The sequence below is a fragment of the Rhizobium sp. AB2/73 genome, from assembly GCF_020871915.1.
GTDB lineage: Bacteria > Pseudomonadota > Alphaproteobacteria > Rhizobiales > Rhizobiaceae > Rhizobium > Rhizobium dioscoreae.
In genome coordinates, this window is the sequence record NZ_CP067071.1 from 2,546,056 (window position 1) to 2,561,495 (window position 15,440).

Annotated in this window: 15 protein-coding genes and 1 other RNA gene; 4 read left to right on the forward strand and 12 right to left on the reverse strand. The window is 60.5% G+C overall.

Translation table 11 applies throughout. The features are described 5' to 3' along the window. Positions 1-54 precede the first annotated feature (54 nt). The 7 genes from I8E17_RS12640 to I8E17_RS12670 form a co-directional block, all read right to left on the reverse strand. Entirely contained in the window at positions 55-897 is an 843-nt protein-coding gene (locus I8E17_RS12640; protein ID WP_069611842.1) for an MBL fold metallo-hydrolase, read from the reverse strand. Positions 898-1,135: 238 nt separating this feature from the next. Beyond that, a complete protein-coding gene (locus I8E17_RS12645; RefSeq protein ID WP_069611843.1) occupies positions 1,136-1,960 on the reverse strand; it encodes a TIGR00282 family metallophosphoesterase in 825 nt (274 codons plus the stop codon). 3 nt (positions 1,961-1,963) lie between these two features. Then, the gene (locus I8E17_RS12650) at positions 1,964-2,551 is read right to left on the reverse strand and encodes a 5-formyltetrahydrofolate cyclo-ligase (RefSeq protein ID WP_069611844.1); all 588 of its coding nucleotides are present in this window, start codon (positions 2,549-2,551) and stop codon (positions 1,964-1,966) included. Positions 2,552-2,656: 105 nt separating this feature from the next. Continuing rightward, complete coding sequence (locus tag I8E17_RS12655) at positions 2,657-3,385, reverse strand: HAD family hydrolase (protein ID WP_069611845.1); 729 nt, start codon at positions 3,383-3,385, stop codon at positions 2,657-2,659. Between the two features lie 141 nt (positions 3,386-3,526). Beyond that, positions 3,527-4,924: an AcvB/VirJ family lysyl-phosphatidylglycerol hydrolase gene (locus tag I8E17_RS12660; protein ID WP_069611846.1), complete on the reverse strand. Its 1,398-nt coding sequence runs from the start codon at positions 4,922-4,924 to the stop codon at positions 3,527-3,529. Continuing rightward, positions 4,921-7,530, reverse strand: a complete 2,610-nt coding sequence (mprF, locus tag I8E17_RS12665) for a bifunctional lysylphosphatidylglycerol flippase/synthetase MprF (RefSeq protein ID WP_069611847.1) — start codon at positions 7,528-7,530, stop codon at positions 4,921-4,923. The genes I8E17_RS12660 and mprF overlap by 4 nt, the downstream gene beginning before the upstream one ends. A gap of 470 nt (positions 7,531-8,000) precedes the next feature. Further along, complete coding sequence (locus I8E17_RS12670; protein ID WP_069611848.1) at positions 8,001-8,483, reverse strand: SRPBCC domain-containing protein; 483 nt, start codon at positions 8,481-8,483, stop codon at positions 8,001-8,003. Positions 8,484-8,556: 73 nt separating this feature from the next. On the opposite strand from I8E17_RS12670, the gene I8E17_RS12675 reads away from it, so the two are divergent. Continuing rightward, positions 8,557-8,880: a metalloregulator ArsR/SmtB family transcription factor gene (locus tag I8E17_RS12675; protein WP_069611849.1), complete on the forward strand. Its 324-nt coding sequence runs from the start codon at positions 8,557-8,559 to the stop codon at positions 8,878-8,880. A 31-nt stretch (positions 8,881-8,911) separates the two neighbouring features. Here I8E17_RS12675 and I8E17_RS12680 read toward each other — a convergent pair whose 3' ends face one another. Next, the gene (locus I8E17_RS12680; RefSeq protein WP_069611850.1) at positions 8,912-9,775 is read right to left on the reverse strand and encodes a helix-turn-helix transcriptional regulator; all 864 of its coding nucleotides are present in this window, start codon (positions 9,773-9,775) and stop codon (positions 8,912-8,914) included. 101 nt (positions 9,776-9,876) lie between these two features. Here I8E17_RS12680 and I8E17_RS12685 point away from each other — a divergent pair, with 101 nt between their 5' ends. Beyond that, positions 9,877-10,695, forward strand: a complete 819-nt coding sequence (locus I8E17_RS12685) for an SDR family NAD(P)-dependent oxidoreductase (RefSeq protein ID WP_069611851.1) — start codon at positions 9,877-9,879, stop codon at positions 10,693-10,695. Positions 10,696-10,738: 43 nt separating this feature from the next. Further along, entirely contained in the window at positions 10,739-11,452 is a 714-nt protein-coding gene (locus I8E17_RS12690) for an SDR family oxidoreductase (RefSeq protein WP_069611852.1), read from the forward strand. Positions 11,453-11,493: 41 nt separating this feature from the next. Here I8E17_RS12690 and I8E17_RS12695 read toward each other — a convergent pair whose 3' ends face one another. After that, positions 11,494-11,931, reverse strand: coding sequence for a helix-turn-helix domain-containing protein (locus I8E17_RS12695; protein WP_083258140.1), 438 nt, complete (start codon positions 11,929-11,931; stop codon positions 11,494-11,496). Between the two features lie 327 nt (positions 11,932-12,258). On the opposite strand from I8E17_RS12695, the gene I8E17_RS12700 reads away from it, so the two are divergent. Continuing rightward, positions 12,259-14,058, forward strand: coding sequence for a chloride channel protein (locus I8E17_RS12700; protein ID WP_069611854.1), 1,800 nt, complete (start codon positions 12,259-12,261; stop codon positions 14,056-14,058). 90 nt (positions 14,059-14,148) lie between these two features. On the opposite strand, the gene ssrS is transcribed toward I8E17_RS12700, so the two are convergent. The 3 genes from ssrS to I8E17_RS12715 all read right to left on the reverse strand — a co-directional run bounded on the left by ssrS (position 14,149) and on the right by I8E17_RS12715 (position 15,073). After that, positions 14,149-14,307: non-coding RNA, 6S RNA (gene ssrS / locus I8E17_RS12705), on the reverse strand. 65 nt (positions 14,308-14,372) lie between these two features. Beyond that, positions 14,373-14,750 carry a cell division protein ZapA gene (locus I8E17_RS12710; RefSeq protein WP_069611855.1) on the reverse strand — a complete coding sequence of 126 codons (378 nt, stop codon included), beginning with the start codon at positions 14,748-14,750 and terminating at the stop codon, positions 14,373-14,375. 47 nt (positions 14,751-14,797) lie between these two features. Then, on the reverse strand, positions 14,798-15,073 hold the full coding sequence (locus I8E17_RS12715) for a DUF4164 domain-containing protein (RefSeq protein ID WP_015341018.1): 276 nt from the start codon (positions 15,071-15,073) through the stop codon (positions 14,798-14,800). Between the last annotated feature and the right edge of the window lie 367 nt (positions 15,074-15,440).

The following is a 15,440-nucleotide window of genomic DNA, read 5'->3' on the forward strand; positions in this document are numbered from 1 at the left end:
CATGGCTAGCGGAAGTTGCATAGGTGGACGGGATATATATCCCAACGAAAATCGTCATAGTCCCTTGAGCACATAGATCAGCGGCTTGCGCGGCAGGGTCTTCACCGATACCGTGACGCTCGGAATCGGCGCATAGGCTACGTCGAAATCGGGACCGAACAGGGCGAGAAACTGATCAACCGGCGGACCCCAGCGATGCATGGGCAGGATCAACGAGGAACGCAGCCTTTTCACCACGCGGCTCATGCTGTCGGCCCCCATGGTCAGGCCGCCGTCGACCGGTACCATCACGACATCGAGCCGGCCGATCTCGGCATATTGCTGGTCGGTGAGCTCGAAATGCAGATGCCCGAGATGACCGATGCAGAGGCCTGCCACCTCGAAGATGAAGATCGAATTGCCGTTGGCTTCGATGCCGCCGCCCCAGGAGCGAATATCGGTGACGACATTGCGGATCAACGTATCGCCGACGGTCATGCGGATCTTTGCGGGCTCCCCCGGCGTGTCGCTCCAGCCGTGCAGCACGTATTTGATCGCCGGCTCCGGCGTCAGCGTGTAGTGGCTCGGATGAGCCTTGTTCATCGTGACGACCTCAGGCGTATAGGGCGGCGGATAGGCGCCGCTGTAATCCGTGGCGATGGAAACACCGCCCGGCGTTTCGATGAAGAGCGTGGCATGCCCGAGGAAGGTGATCTTCACCTCGCCATTAACGGGATCATCGGCGAGCGTCGGACCGGGAGAAGAAAAGCTGGCGAATGTTGCTCTCGGAAGAGATTGCGCGATCGCCTGGCATTGGCTGGGTTGCGGACGAGAAGGTTTTTGCTGGGCGTCAGCCGCGCTCCAGTAAAAAATCAGCGCCAGGAAAAACGCGGCAAAGACAGGAAATCGCTGTAACATGCCATCCCCTCAAGCCAGATAGTGGCCGAAGGATGCGGCATGACCGGAAACGGGTCCAGCGGCAATCAGACAGGATTGCTCACAATCGCGTCATCATATGGTGATGATGAATTATAGAGCGTGATGCCGAAAAGTGTATGCCGTTTTCGGACGACATCACGCTCTACTTGTTTCATTCTAGAGCGGATTCAGATTTTAGGTCGACCTGACCTAAAATCATCCGGCTCTAGTGCAGCGATCAGCGCCAGAAGTCCGGAATGGTCTCCGCAAGCCGAGGCCCCAGCCGCAGCGGCGCGATCTTCTCAGCCAATCCCGTGGCATCGGAGATCTCGACGCCGACGCCGCAGATGGTGGCCGGCCCCGAAGCCGCCTCGAAACGTCCCTTCGGCATCTTCGAGATGAAGCGGTTCAGCGGCTCCTCCTTCTCCATGCCGAGCGAGGAATCATAATCGCCGCACATGCCGGCGTCCGACATATAGGCGGTGCCGCCGTTCAGGATCTGCGCATCCGCCGTCGGTACATGCGTATGCGTGCCGACGACGAAGCTGGCGCGGCCATCGACGAAATGGCCGAAACACTGCTTCTCGCTCGTCGCTTCCGCATGAAAATCGAAGACGATGGCATCGGCCTGTTCCTTCAGCGGACAGGCATCGAGGATGGCCTCGGCCGACTTGAAGGGATCGTCCAACTCCGGATGCATGAAGACGCGACCCATGATGTTCGCGACAAGAACGCGAGCGCCGTTGCGCGCATAATAGAGGCCGGAGCCTCGGCCGGGCGTGCCGGCCGGATAGTTGGCGGGGCGCAGGAACTGGTCGTGGCGCTCGCAGAAAACAACGGCTTCCTTCTGATCCCAGACATGGTTGCCCGTCGTCACCACATCGGCACCGGCATTGATCGTTTCCAGGAAGATATCCTCGGTGATACCGAAGCCGCCGGCGGCGTTTTCGCCATTGACGATGACGAAATCGAGCTTCAGGTCGGATACGAGGCCCGGCAGGCGTTCCCACACCGCGGTCCGTCCTGTCTTGCCGACCATATCTCCCAGAAAAAGCAGCCGCATTCGCTATCCAATCACTTCCGAAACGAAATTGAGCCCGCTCTCGGTCAAAATCGCGTCAAGACGGACGTCATGCGGCTCAGCCGGCACTGATGGCACTTCTTGGCAATCGAATGCAATGCCGATCAGCCGCGGATTCAGGCCTTTTTGATGCAAACGTTCGATTGCGCGGTCGTAGTGACCCGCTCCGTAACCGATACGATGGCCGGTCCTGTCGAAAGCGGAAAGCGGCACCAGCATGACATCGGGGTCCAGCTCAACCGCTTCAGGCCCCGGCCCGAAAGTTCCGAATCCGACCGGAACCAAGGGGGCGCCTGCGACAAGCTCGCGAAAGACGATGGTGTTGCGATCAAGAATGACAGGCACGCAAAGCCGCGCGCCGCGCTCCCGCAACCGCGCCATCAACGGCCTTATATCCACTTCGGAGCGTATCGGCAGGAAACCGGAGATGATCTCCCCCGGCCCGACATCGATTGCCTGTCCGCCATGCGTCGCCATGGCGAGGGCTTTTTCGATACGATCTTCCGCTGGAATAGCGTCTCGCGCCGCCAGGCGCTCGCTGCGATATTGGGTTTTCAGCTCTTTGAGGCTCATCGGGTTTTCGCGAATATCTATGATATCACGAAAACATAATGAGCCGGCAGCCCGTTGCAAAGCGCGAAAGCGACATCCAGCCGTCGCAGCAGGAAGTCCGCTCTTTCAATCCTTGCGGATGATCGACAATTTTCCGTCGCCATCCGCATGCGCGCGGACATTTTCGTAATTTCGCAGCATCGTGTGATTGGTTTCGATCGGATGCGAATGCGTTGCGGTGATGACCACCACATCCGCACCAGCCGCCTCGCCCGCCTTGACCCCGGCCAAGACATCCTCAAACACCAGGCATTCGGACGGGCTTAGGCCGAGGCGTTGCGCGCCGAGAATATAGCCCTGCGGATCAGGCTTGCCGACCTTCACGTCTTCGGCGGTGACCATGAAGCGCGGAACCGGGATCCCGGCCGCGTCCAGCCGCGCCAGCGCCAGCCGGTAGGGCGACGAGGTGACGATCGCCCAGCGCTCCGGCGGCAAAGAAGCGAGGAAATCGACGGCGCCCGGTAGCGCGACGACACCCTCGACATCGGCAATCTCGGCTTCGGTGATCTTCAGCGCTTCCGCGACCGGATCGACACCAGGCAGGTTCAACTGGCCGATCGTATCGACCCCGCGCTTGCCATGCATCGTCGGCATGAACTTCTCGACATCAAGACCCTGAGCGCGAGCCCAGTTGCCCCAGACGCGCTCGGCGGCGGCGATCGAATTGATGATCGTGCCGTCCATGTCGAACAGGAAGCCGGAATAGGTCTTGGTGAAGGCGGAGGACGATGCGGCGAACAAGGGCGGACCTTTCTGGATGAGACGGTGAGCACCTGCGGCAAACGCGGCGCTCATGATATGCCCTTCTCGACTAACGGCAGCCGTCGAAAGAAGCAAATAAATGCTGCGCAGGACGCTCGGGAAAAGTCGGCTGGAGACGGTGGGGAAAGACGAGAAAGGGCGCGCGGCAATGATACATGCCGCGCGCCATAAGCATTATTCGCCGAGGCGGCTCTTCAGACCATTGATGATGTGGTTCGCCAGCGCCTCATAGTCGTCGTCGAAATGGTGACCGCCATTCATGGCGATGACCTCCGCGCCGGTGCCCTTCAGCAGCGGGCAGGCAACATCTTCGTCGTCATCCTTACCATAGACGCATTGCACCATTTTCGGATTGATCGACTTGAGGTCGTTGACGGGATTGCCGCCCTTACCCTCGCTCGAAGCACCAAGCCAGCCCATGACCGAGATCACGTAGTCGACCTTCTGCGACAGGGACAGCAGCGACATCTGCACGATCTTGTCTTTTTCAGACTGCGGCAGGCGATTGTAGCTCGCCGGCAGCACATCGGCGCCAAAGGAATAGCCGACCAGCACCACATGCTTGACCTTGAAGCGCTTGGTGTAGAAATCGATGATCCGGCCGAGGTCGTTCGCAGTCTGCTGCGGGTCCTTCTCGGTCCAGAAATAATGTAGGGTATCGACGCCCACGACCGGAATGCCCTGGTCCTGCAGATAGCTGCCGACTTCCTTGTCGATGTCACGCCAACCGCCATCGCCCGAATAGACGATTGCAAGCGTATCTTCGGTCGGCGTCGTTTCCATGACGTCGACGGGCAGCCCAAGCGGCGATTTGGAGCTGTCGATCGTCTTCATCAGATCGGCGAGCGATGCCTCAAGCGTCGCATAGGTATCGGCATTGTCCGAATCCGTGGTTTGGACTTCGGGATGGTCCTTCTGGATCTCCTCGACATGGTCGCGTCCGTCCTTCGGCGCATTGGCCGTGAACGTCACGAGGATCGGGTTCGGCAAGGCGCCTTCCTGCAGGCCGAAGGACACCATGTCGCCATCGGTTTTCTTCTCGGCCGGCGTGCAAAGCTCCTGCTTCAGGCCGATGCCGCCGGTCGGATCGACGGCCAACGTACCGGCAACCGTCGCATCCGGGGTCTGGGCGGCGATGGTCAGCGCCATGGCACCACCGGCGCCGACGCCGGCGATGATAGGCAGCTGGTAGGTGCTGTCGGCAAAGGACCGCTGCACCTGCTGGCTCAGCGATTCCAGATCCGAGACGATATAGATACAGCCGTCATTCTGGCTGACATCGTATTTGTTGAGCGAATCCAGGAAGGAAGGATAGTCGATACCGATCACGAGCGAACCGTTGGCGACCAGCTTGTCGGCGACCGCTTTTTCCTTGTCGCCCCAGCCGGCGAGATCGGAAATCAGCACGACTTCGTTCGAAACCTTGCCCTGCGGGCGCATGATGTGCGGAGCCGGGATCATGCCCAGATCGTATTTGGCATCGTCGGCTTCCGCGCGTGCCGGACCTGACACCAGCAGGCCCATCGACATCATGCATGCGAAAGCCAATGACATTGCGTATTTCAAGATCATTTCCTCACGACCCCCTTAAGTCCGCCCCCGATGAGGAATGTGGCATCCATCAACGCGATTATTGGACTTACACCTCCCGAAACAGCCAGGTAGCGCGGCTGCCATTCGGGATGGAACTTGGATTTGAAGGCACGAAGCCCTTTGAAATTATAAAACCGCTCGCCATGTTCGAAGACAGTCCCCCCGACCCTATCCCAAACCGGCGCCGATTCCCGTCTCGACATGCCCGATAGCGGTGCCATGCCGAGGTTGAAACGCTGAAAGCCCTGGCCCTTGAGGTATTCGAGGATCTGCACGAACAGAAAATCCATCGAACCCTTCGGGGCATCGGGCGAAAAACGCATCAGGTCGACGGAGCCCTCCTCCTTGGTCTCCGTCATCAGGATATTCGCAAAAGCGACGATATTACCATCCTTTTTCAACACGCCGATCGGCTGCGAGCACACGTAGTCCGGATCGAACGCGCCAAGCGAGAAGCTCTTTTCCTTGGCATTGTGATCGGCAAGCCACGTGTCGGACACATGGGCAAGCTGATCCATGACTTCAGGTATATCTTGAGGTTCGATAACGGCAAATTCTAGTCCGTCGCGAACCGCGCGGCTCGCCGTCTGTCTGAGGTTGGCCCATTTGCCGCCCTTGAGCTCGAAATTGGCAAGATTGACCACGGCCAATTCACCGAGCTTGTAGGCACGCAGGCCCGCATCGGCGCAATAGGACAGAAGTGCGGGCGAGATCTGGTAGAACACCGAGCGGCAACCTGCCGCGCGTGCGGCCTCCACGAAACGCCAGATCAGATCGGGCAACGCCTGACGTGGGCCGACCGGATCGAACAACGCGATCCACGAACGCCCCTGCTTGCCGTACATGATGAAGGCGTCGCCCTTTTCCGAGAACATGATGTTCTTGTCGCCCATGCGCACCAGATTGGCATCGGCCACGCCTTGCTTACGGACGATTTCGACGGCACGCGCTACCGCATCGTCCGTAACGGGCTCCAGGCGCTTCGTCGCCGGGCGCAGAAGGCTGAAGATCGCGATCGCCGAGGACAGGATGGAAATACCGAGGGCCGCACGAAGTCCGCGCGGCGCCTCGTCCGCGAATTCGAATTGCCACCAGAGCTGATTGCTGTATCCGACATCGCGATAGACGAAGAACAGCACCACGATCGCGCCGATGCAGATGACGGCAATGGCCGTCAGCCATCCGGCCGTCAGCGTCTGGTTGAGCAGCGAGGCCGGCCGCTTGAACAGGCGGCGGCTGACGACGAGGCTGAAGACGAAGAAGGCCAGCAATCCCGCTTCGACGATGGCGATGGCCTTCAGCAGCGACAGGAACAGAGCAAGCAGCGCCGAAAAGCTCGACACCCACCAGGCGCCGTCCAGACGCTGGCTGAGACCGCGCGCGGCCACGATGATCGTCAGCCCGAGAAGACTCGAGAGGAAATGCGCGCTCTCGACCAGCGATAGCGGCAGATAGTCGGACAGCACGATCAGGTTCTGATCCGGCGTCGGCGTGACGCTCGAGAAGACCAGCATCATGCCGAGCAGCAACGCAAAGGCCGACAAGAGCTGCGGCATGACGCGGGCACCGATGCGGCGCATGCTGGAAGCCACCGGATGATCGACGAAACGACGCAGCTCCGCCACCGAGATCGCGGCGATCGCGATAACGAGCGGGATGACGTTGTAAATGACGCGATAAAGAACCAGCGAGCTCAGAACGGCGTCTTCATTCACGGAACTGCCGAGCCAGGCGATGATGATCGTCTCGAACACGCCGAAGCCGGCCGGAACGTGGCTGAGCACGCCGAGGCCGACAGCGATGGCATAGATAGCGAAGAAGCCGGGCCATCCAATCGAGGTTTCCGGCAGCAGCACATAGAGCACGGAGGCCGAGGCCGCGATATCGAATGCGGTGACCAGGAACTGCCGCGACCAAGTGCGCGAATCCGGCAGCCGAACTTCGACCGGCCCGATGCGCACCTCGCGGCCGTTGCGGCCGGCATAGACCACGAAGGCGAGCGCCGCGAGAATGGCGATGGCGATCAACCGCAGCCACAGGCCATCGACGCTGATCAGCGGGCCGATCTCATCGGCAATGACCAGAAGCGCGATAGCACCGACGGCAGCCAGGCCAAGACCGAAGGCGAGCGTGACGAAAGCAATGACGCGGGTGATATCGTCGGGCGACAGGCCGAGCCTGGTATAGGCACGGTAACGGATCGCGCCGGCGCTGAGCGCACCGAAACCAGCCGTGTTGCCGACCGCGTAGGCGCTGAAGGAGGTCAGCGCCACATGCGGAAACGGCAGCCGCTTGCCGATATACTCGAGCGCATTCTGGTCGTAGAAGATCAGGGAGGCGAAGCTCAGACCGGTAAACAGCAGCGCCAGCAGCACCGAGGAGATCTTCGTTGTCGTCAGGGCGTGGACGACGTCGTCATAGCGCACCTCGGTCGTCAGGTCGTAGATCGCATAGGCGGCAATGCAGAAGACGGCCACAGTGAGGAGAGCGACGATCAGCGCCCGGTAGCGATTCAACAGACCGACGATACCGCCACGTTCTTCCAATTCCTCATCGGCATTTTCCAGATCGATTGGGCTCGACATGCTCTACCTGTTTTTAGTGATCTTCGCCGGTTCCGACTGTTCGGATAATCAGTAATATCGGCGCCGCGTCTTCGAGTTGCCGTATACACTTCTTTCGACAAGCCCGTTGTGACGCGCGCTCCCATCCTTCTGAATTTAGGCAATTTTGGCGCAGCCCCCGTCCCTGCTGCAATGAATCTGTTATTATTTAAAGGATTTTGTCATTCACTCGGCTTTTGAGCTTATCCACACACAAAAGTGATCTTCCCATCCCGTCCTGAGCGCCCTCGCCGACGCCGCTGCCCTTCTTCCGATTGTCCAAAGCCTACTACAACGTGAGATGGATATCCATCGCATGCCGTCAACCGTACTTCCGAGTGGCTGAATCCGGAAACAGATAGGCCCGGCGCCAAAATCGGCACCGGGCCACTGACTGATAGCCGCGAAAGGGATCGGGACGGCGGTGACCGTCGATAAGGATTTGCCGGAATTCAGCGATCGGGCGCTTCCGCCGGTTCGCCGCGCATCTCGCTGAGGAAAAACCCTTCGCGCAGATTGATACCGTATTCGACGAAGGCCTTCATGCAGCAGAGCATTTGCGTCCAGCCCTCGCAGTTCAGATAGGTGCCGCGGCGGCCGGCCTCGTCCTCCCGCCAGCCCGATTCCTCGATGATGACAAGCGTGCCGCCATCGTCAAGCGCGTCGAAGGTCATCTCCACCTTGGTTCTGTAACGGACGCCGTCCTCGCCGGTGCCGCCTTCCCAGTGTAGGACGATGCGCTTGTTGGCCTCCACTTCATTGACCTCGACGGGGGCGTTCTTCCACCAGATGACGGTCGTGCCCGCCACCAGGGGCGCGCTGGCCCCGCCGACGGTAGTGAAATAGCTCGAGAGCTTCTTCGGGTTGACGACAGCATCGAAGACTTCATCCACCTTGCGGCCGATCCGTCCTGAAATCCGAACATTCAATGTCATGGCATCTCCTCCACTGTTTGTCTGTCGTTATCGCTCCATTGCGAATGACCCTATTATGTTATAAAAATATAACATGTCAAACGAATCGGATAGCGACCTCATTTTCAAGGCCCTTGCGCATCGTCGCCGGCGCGAAATCCTGGACATGCTCAAGGATGCGCCGCGCACGACAGGCATGCTCTGCGAGGCTTTCACGGATATGGACCGCTGCACCGTGATGCAGCACCTGAAAGTGCTTGAAGATGCAGACCTCGTGATCGCCAGGAAAGAAGGACGCGAGCGCTGGAACCATCTGAACAGCTTGCCGATCAAACAGATCCATGATCGCTGGATCAGCGCCTATGCCGGCCATGCCCTCTCCATTCTCGATCAACTGAAGAACGATCTGGAAGGCTAAGAGAAATGGTTGGGTTTGGAGAAAACTGGATTTAGGCTGCGCCGGTGCCGCCCAACAACCGTTTCAGCCTTTTGCTCGTCCCGTCCTCTTCGAGCGGTGTATAAACGACCAGCTTCATGTCGGGACAGTCCATGACGGCAAGCGCGGTATATTCGAATGTCATCAAGCCGCCCTCCGGATGGCGCAGCCGCTTGTGACCTGTCAGCGGCCGCAACACATCCTGTCTCGGCCACCAGGCGCGAAATTCGGGACTCACCTGCGTCAAGGTGGCGATCAGCCGTTCGAAATCGGGATCGCCGGCATAACGGGCACTGTCGGCGCGAAACATCGCCAGCGAATTCGCCGCTACGATCTCCCAATCGACAAGAAGCTGCCGATGCGCGGGATCGGTGAACACCCGATGGACGCTGTTGCGCGCATCCCCCTGCAATAAGGCATAATCGCCGAAAAGCGCGACGGCTGCCGCATTCCAGGCGAGCACGTCCCAACGCCTGCCCAGAACATAGGCCGGTTGGCCGGCAAGGCTCGCAAGCATGCGCACCAGCGCGTCCGGTACCTCCTCAGGCCCGCGCGACGGAACATCAACAGACGGCCGATCGCTGAGGGTGAAGAGATGCCGCCGCTCGACCGGATCGAGCCGCAGCGCATCAGCCAGCGCAGATAGAACCTCTGCAGAAGGGCGGACGTCCCGGCCCTGTTCCAGCCATGTGTACCAGGTGGTGCCGACACCGGCCAGAAGCGCCACTTCCTCTCGTCTGAGCCCCGGTGTGCGCCGCCGGAACCCTTCCGGAAGTCCGACGCCGGCGGGCGTCAGCTTTTCCCGACGCGAGCGCAGAAAGGCGCCGAACTCGCGACGCCTGGCTTCGAGGATGGTCTGGCTCTGATTGATGTTCATGCCCCATCATAGCAGGATCAATACTAGGATAAAGTCAGAACTGTTTGCCGCGTCCGCAAGCTGCCACAGATCATCATGCAGACAACGAGAAGGCGGTTGCTATGGATATGAGTGGCAAGACGGTCCTGATTACAGGCTCGACGGATGGCGTCGGGCGCCGGGTTGCGGAACGACTGGCAGCGGCAGGTGCGACGGTGATCGTTCACGGCCGCGACGGGACCCGCGCGGAAGAACTGGTCTCCCGCATCCAGGATAAGGGCGGCAAAGCGGCCTATTATCTCGCCGACCTTTCCTCGCTGGAAGAGGTCCGCACTCTGGCCGATGCCATCGAGCGCGACATCGATCGCCTCGATGTTCTGATCAACAATGCGGGTATCGGTACCAGTGGCGGCGGCGCCGGACGCCAGGTAAGCCAAGACGGATACGAGTTGCGCTTCGCGGTGAATTATCTCGCGGGCTTCCTGCTGACGCACCGGCTCCTGCCTCTGTTGAAGGCAAGTGCTCCCGCCCGCATCGTCAATGTATCCTCTGTTGGCCAGCAGGCGATCGACTTCTCCGATGTCATGCTGACGCGCGGCTATAGCGGAGTGCGCGCCTATTGCCAGAGCAAGCTGGCGCAGATCATGTTCACCTTCGATCTCGCCGAGGAGCTTGCCGGCTCCGGCATCACCGCCAACTGCCTGCACCCCGCGACCTATATGGACACGACCATGGTGCGGCAGGCAGGCGTTTCACCGATAAGCTCCGTCGAACAAGGGGCGGATGCCATCCTCAATCTGGCCGCCGGCGCCGCCCTGGAGGGACACTCCGGCCTCTATTACGACGGACTGCGCCCATCTCGCGCCTCTGCTCAAGCCTATGACGCGACGGCGCGACAGCGCCTGCGAACACTCAGCCAAAGCCTTTCCGGCCTCGCCTGAACCACACGCTCCCACCGCTCTCTGTCCTCGAAAGGAGACACGCATGTCGTCTCAACACGTCGCTATTATCGGCGGCTCCTCCGGCATCGGTCTTGCGACCGCCGCCCATCTTCTCGAAAAAGGCTATCGTGTCACCATCACGGGTCGCGATGCCGCCAAACTTCAGGCAGCCGGGCAAAGCCTCAACGGCGATATTGCCACCGTGACCATGGATGCTGCCGACTTTGCCGGCCTCGCCGAGGCCTTCCAGGCAATCGGACCGATCGATCATCTCGTCCTGGCATTGGGCGGCGGCAATGGCGCCGGCCCTTTCGCCACGGTAGACCTCGCCGATCTCAGGAAAGGCTTCGAGCAGAAAATGATGGCGCATTTCGCCTGCGCCCAGGCTTGCCTTCCGCATCTTTCGAAACAAGGCAGCATCACCTTCGTCTCTGCCGTCTCGGCACAGGCGGCGATGCCCGGAACCGCAGGGCTCGGAGCCATCAATGCCGCCATAGCCGCCCTGGCGCCGATCCTCGCCGTCGAGCTCAAGCCGGTCCGGGTAAATTGCGTGTCGCCCGGCGTCGTCGATACTCCCTGGTGGGATTTCACCGCGGAGCAGAGGGAGCAGACCTTCGCCGGATTTGCAGCCCGCACGCCCGTTGGCCGTGTCGGCCGCCCTGAGGAGATCGCCGAAGCCATCGCCTTCCTGATCGGTAACGGCTTCACCAGCGGTCACACGCTGATCTGCGACGGCGGCATCCGTTTCGGCCAATAATCGCCCCGCGCCATTGCCAGTATCACCAGGCTATGGCGCCCTCAGTCGCTGCGAACGCCGGCCTGAAGCTGCGTGAGGATCTCGATCAGCCGAGGTGCCATCTCACGGATTTCGACCAGATGGATCGAGCTCAATGTTTGCAGAACCTCTTCGGACTTTTCCGTCAACTGCAGCGTCTGCCGGCGCTTGTCCGTTGGATCTGGATGGCGGGTGACATAGCCGCCGTCGATCAGGCGTCCCACAAGTTCCGTCGCCGTATGCGGTGCGATCAGCAGCTTTTCCGCGAGCATGCCGATCGTTACCGCCTCGGCCGTTCCATTGCCCTTGATTGCCAGCAGCGCCTGATGCTGTTGCGGCGGGAGGCCTGCCTCCTGCGCAGCCGACGTGCTGAAATCCATGAACTTGCGCAGGGTGTAGCGTAGCGTCGCCAGCGCCTCATAGTCAGCCTGCGAAAGAGCTTCATCCACACGTCTCACCATCAAATCGTCCTCATTGCCGCTGTTCGCGGTCCTAAAGCATGTCGCGCAAAATCTTCAGCGGTTTTGCGGCAACCGCATGCTCCGGATCAAGGACCAAAAGTGCCGAAAACGAATCTTGCAGATCGCAATGCGCTTGAGTTGATTTATATCGCATTACGATATATTTGCCATCTCGAAGCGGAGAGCGGCTGAAGGACAGCCCGCACGCTTGGAGCATTCCAGGAAAAGTGCGCAGCGGTTTTCCGTCCGGAATGCGTAAGAATACGAAGATAGAGCGCTTTCGCTATTCGAAGAAAAGCGGAAATGCTCCGGCACAGAAGGCCTTAAATGCAGGACACCAGCACCTCACAAAGTCACAGCCATGATTTCTCCGGCGGGGCCTCTCGCAAGGACAATGGTGATTTCACTACGGACAAGCGCGTCCTGGTTCTGATTGCCATGGCTCTCGTCGTCGGCACCGGCGGCGCATTCGCCGCCTGGGTGCTCATCAATCTCATCGCTCTCGTCAGCAACGGCGTCTGGCTGTTCAAGATCAGCACCGAGCCGCTCTCCTTCGCCACTGTGGCACGCTCGCCATGGATGGTGGCTGCTCCCATTCTTGGCGGCATCGTCATCGGCCTGATGGCACGCTTCGGCTCGGAAAAGATTCGCGGCCACGGCATTCCCGAAGCCATCGAGGCGATCCTGATTGGCGGCAGCCGCATGTCGCCGAAGGTGGCGGTGCTGAAGCCCCTGTCATCGGCGATCTCGATCGGTTCTGGCGGGCCGTTCGGCGCGGAAGGTCCGATCATCATGACCGGCGGCGCCATCGGCTCGCTCTTCGCGCAGCTCTTCCATCTGAGCGCCGCCGAGAGAAAGACCCTGCTTGTCGCCGGCGCCGCGGCGGGCATGACCGCGGTCTTCGGCACACCGATCGCGGCCGTCATGCTTGCCGTCGAACTGCTGCTCTTCGAATGGAAGCCGCGCAGCTTCATTCCGGTCGCGGTCGCAGCCTGCGTTTCAGTCGTCTGGCGGCCGCTGCTGATCGGCAGCGGCGCACTCTTCCCCGCGCATTTCGAGATGTCGCTCTCCTGGTGGGGCATTCTGCTCGCCTCCGGCCTCGGCATCATCTCCGGCCTGCAATCCGGTCTGCTGACGACTTTGCTCTATAAGATCGAGGATGCCTTCGAGAAGCTGCCGATCCACTGGATGTGGTGGCCGGCGCTCGGCGGCCTCGTCGTCGGGCTCGGAGGCCTGATCGAACCGCGTGCGCTGGGCGTTGGCTACGACATCATCGCCGATCTCTTGCATAGCCATATCACCGTTGCTGCGGTGCTCGCGATCCTGCTGGTCAAGGCGGGCATCTGGCTCGTGGCGCTGTCTTCCGGCACCTCGGGCGGCGTCCTCGCGCCGCTGCTCATCCTTGGCGGCGCGCTGGGCTGGCTCGTCGGCCTCGCCCTGCCGGGCAATCCCGGCTTCTGGGCGATGCTCGGCATGGCGGCGATGATGGGCGGCACCATGCGCGCTCCGCTGACGGGCACCTTCTTCGCCGTCGAGCTGACGGGAGACACGAGTGCGCTGGTGCCGTTGCTGGCGGCAACGGTCGCGGCCTATGCCGTCACCGTCCTTCTGCTGAAACGATCGATTCTGACGGAAAAGATCGCAAGGCGTGGCCAGCACATTACCCGCGAATACGGCATCGACCCGTTCGAACTGACCCGTGCCCGGGACATCATGATCGCCGAGGTGGACACATTGCCAGCCTCCATGCGCCTGTCGGAAGCGCTGGCGCGGATGACGGAGCGGCCGGATGCGCATCGCTTCTATCCCGTCGTCGGGGAGAATAACCGCCTCGTCGGCATGATCTCGCGCGCCGATGCCTTGCGCTGGCAGAGCGAACCGGACCTCATGGATCAATCGCTCTATGACGTGATCTCGGATACATCTCTTCCAGTTGCCCATATCGAAGATACGGTGGGGCGCGTCGCCGATATCATGATCCATGCCGATACGGGACGTGTTCCGGTCGTCGAGCCGCAGACCGGCCGCCTCGTCGGCCTCATCGCGCGCAAGGACCTGCTGCGGCTGCGCAGCGCGACCAATCGCGCCGAACTCGAGCGCGGCGCTTACCTGCGATCCAAAGGCTAAGGGGGAGGATTGGCGTCAACGCGGCGGAAGAACTGCGTGGCGCCTTCCTTGGCATCTGCCAGGAAATTGGCGATCAGCCAGAAAATTTGAGAGCGATCCACGACGACCGATGGATGTTTACGATCCTGGGTGCCTACAAACGTAGGTGGGCACCGTGTGTCCAGGCCCACGGGCCTGGTCAGGGACAGCTCCCTTTGGATCGAGTATGGCCCCAGGGATTGTGGTTCCTGTCGGGAAGCGCAGACCGCCTGAACTATATAAAGAGCTTTGAAGCTTTCTACCAGAGGGCTGCGACGGGCAGCCCCAGAAATAACTCAAGCCTGCTCGACGCCCGGCCGCTCTAAAAGCTTCTCGGTGATGCCGTGAATGCGCGTCGTCACCTCGTCGATGACGCTTGCCAGCGTCTCCTCGGCCCGCGCATTGGCTGCCACTGTCGTATCACGGCTGCTGGTCAGGGTTTCCAGCTCGGCCTCCAGCGAAGACACGCGCCGGGTCAATTCGCTCACCTCATCCATGATCATGATGCCGGCCATGACGGTCACCCGGAGATCGCCGATCTCACCGAACTGGCTCTTCAAATGCATGACATAGCGGTCGAAGCGATTGGCAAGATCCGTCAGATGGTCTTCCTGGCCCTCTTCGCAGGCCATCCGGTAGGCTTTGCCGTCGATCGTTACCGTTACTTGTGCCATTCGACTTTCCGATCACTGCCGCACTGCGACGGCTGCCTCCCGAGGGATCAGCGGTCCAGCACGGCTCTTATGGTTTCCATCGCCGTCACGAGCCGGCGCGACACTTCGCGATTGACCTCTTCCAGCCGGTTCGCGCGGAACTCGGCCTGATCCAGTTCCTGGGCAAGGCGGGATCGATCGGCGTGAACCCTACGGACCTCGCCTTCTATATCGCTCTGCGCCCGTTCCCGCTCGAACCGTCCGTCGACCGCGCTCTCCAAAGTCGAAAGCGCCTGGCGCAATTGGGCGAGCGCCGCGTCCACCGTTTTGCCTGAAGGTGTCATACCCTTCGCATCTCCGCGCAAGGCCCGAATCAAAACATCCGGCCACTTGTCTGATTTCGCAACAATATTCAACTCGGCAACAGCACGTCAATAAAGGCTGTCATGTGGCAGCCCCCCTATTCTGTGGATGAATGCCGCCTTTGCCGCTCACACAGGCCTTGTCGCATGATTGTCGTCTTTTGTAAAAGTGAACGGGCAAATGTCAAAAATTTGCCCCGAGAGGCCCGTATTGAGCCCTCGATTTATTGACTTGCTCGCCCTAACTGCTATGTCTCGACCGCCTGAGGCGACGTTGAAAATGGCGTTCGGAAGAGCGTCTCCCCTTCACCCGCCTTTCAACCGATGGCCCTCCCTCCCAAGCGTGTGG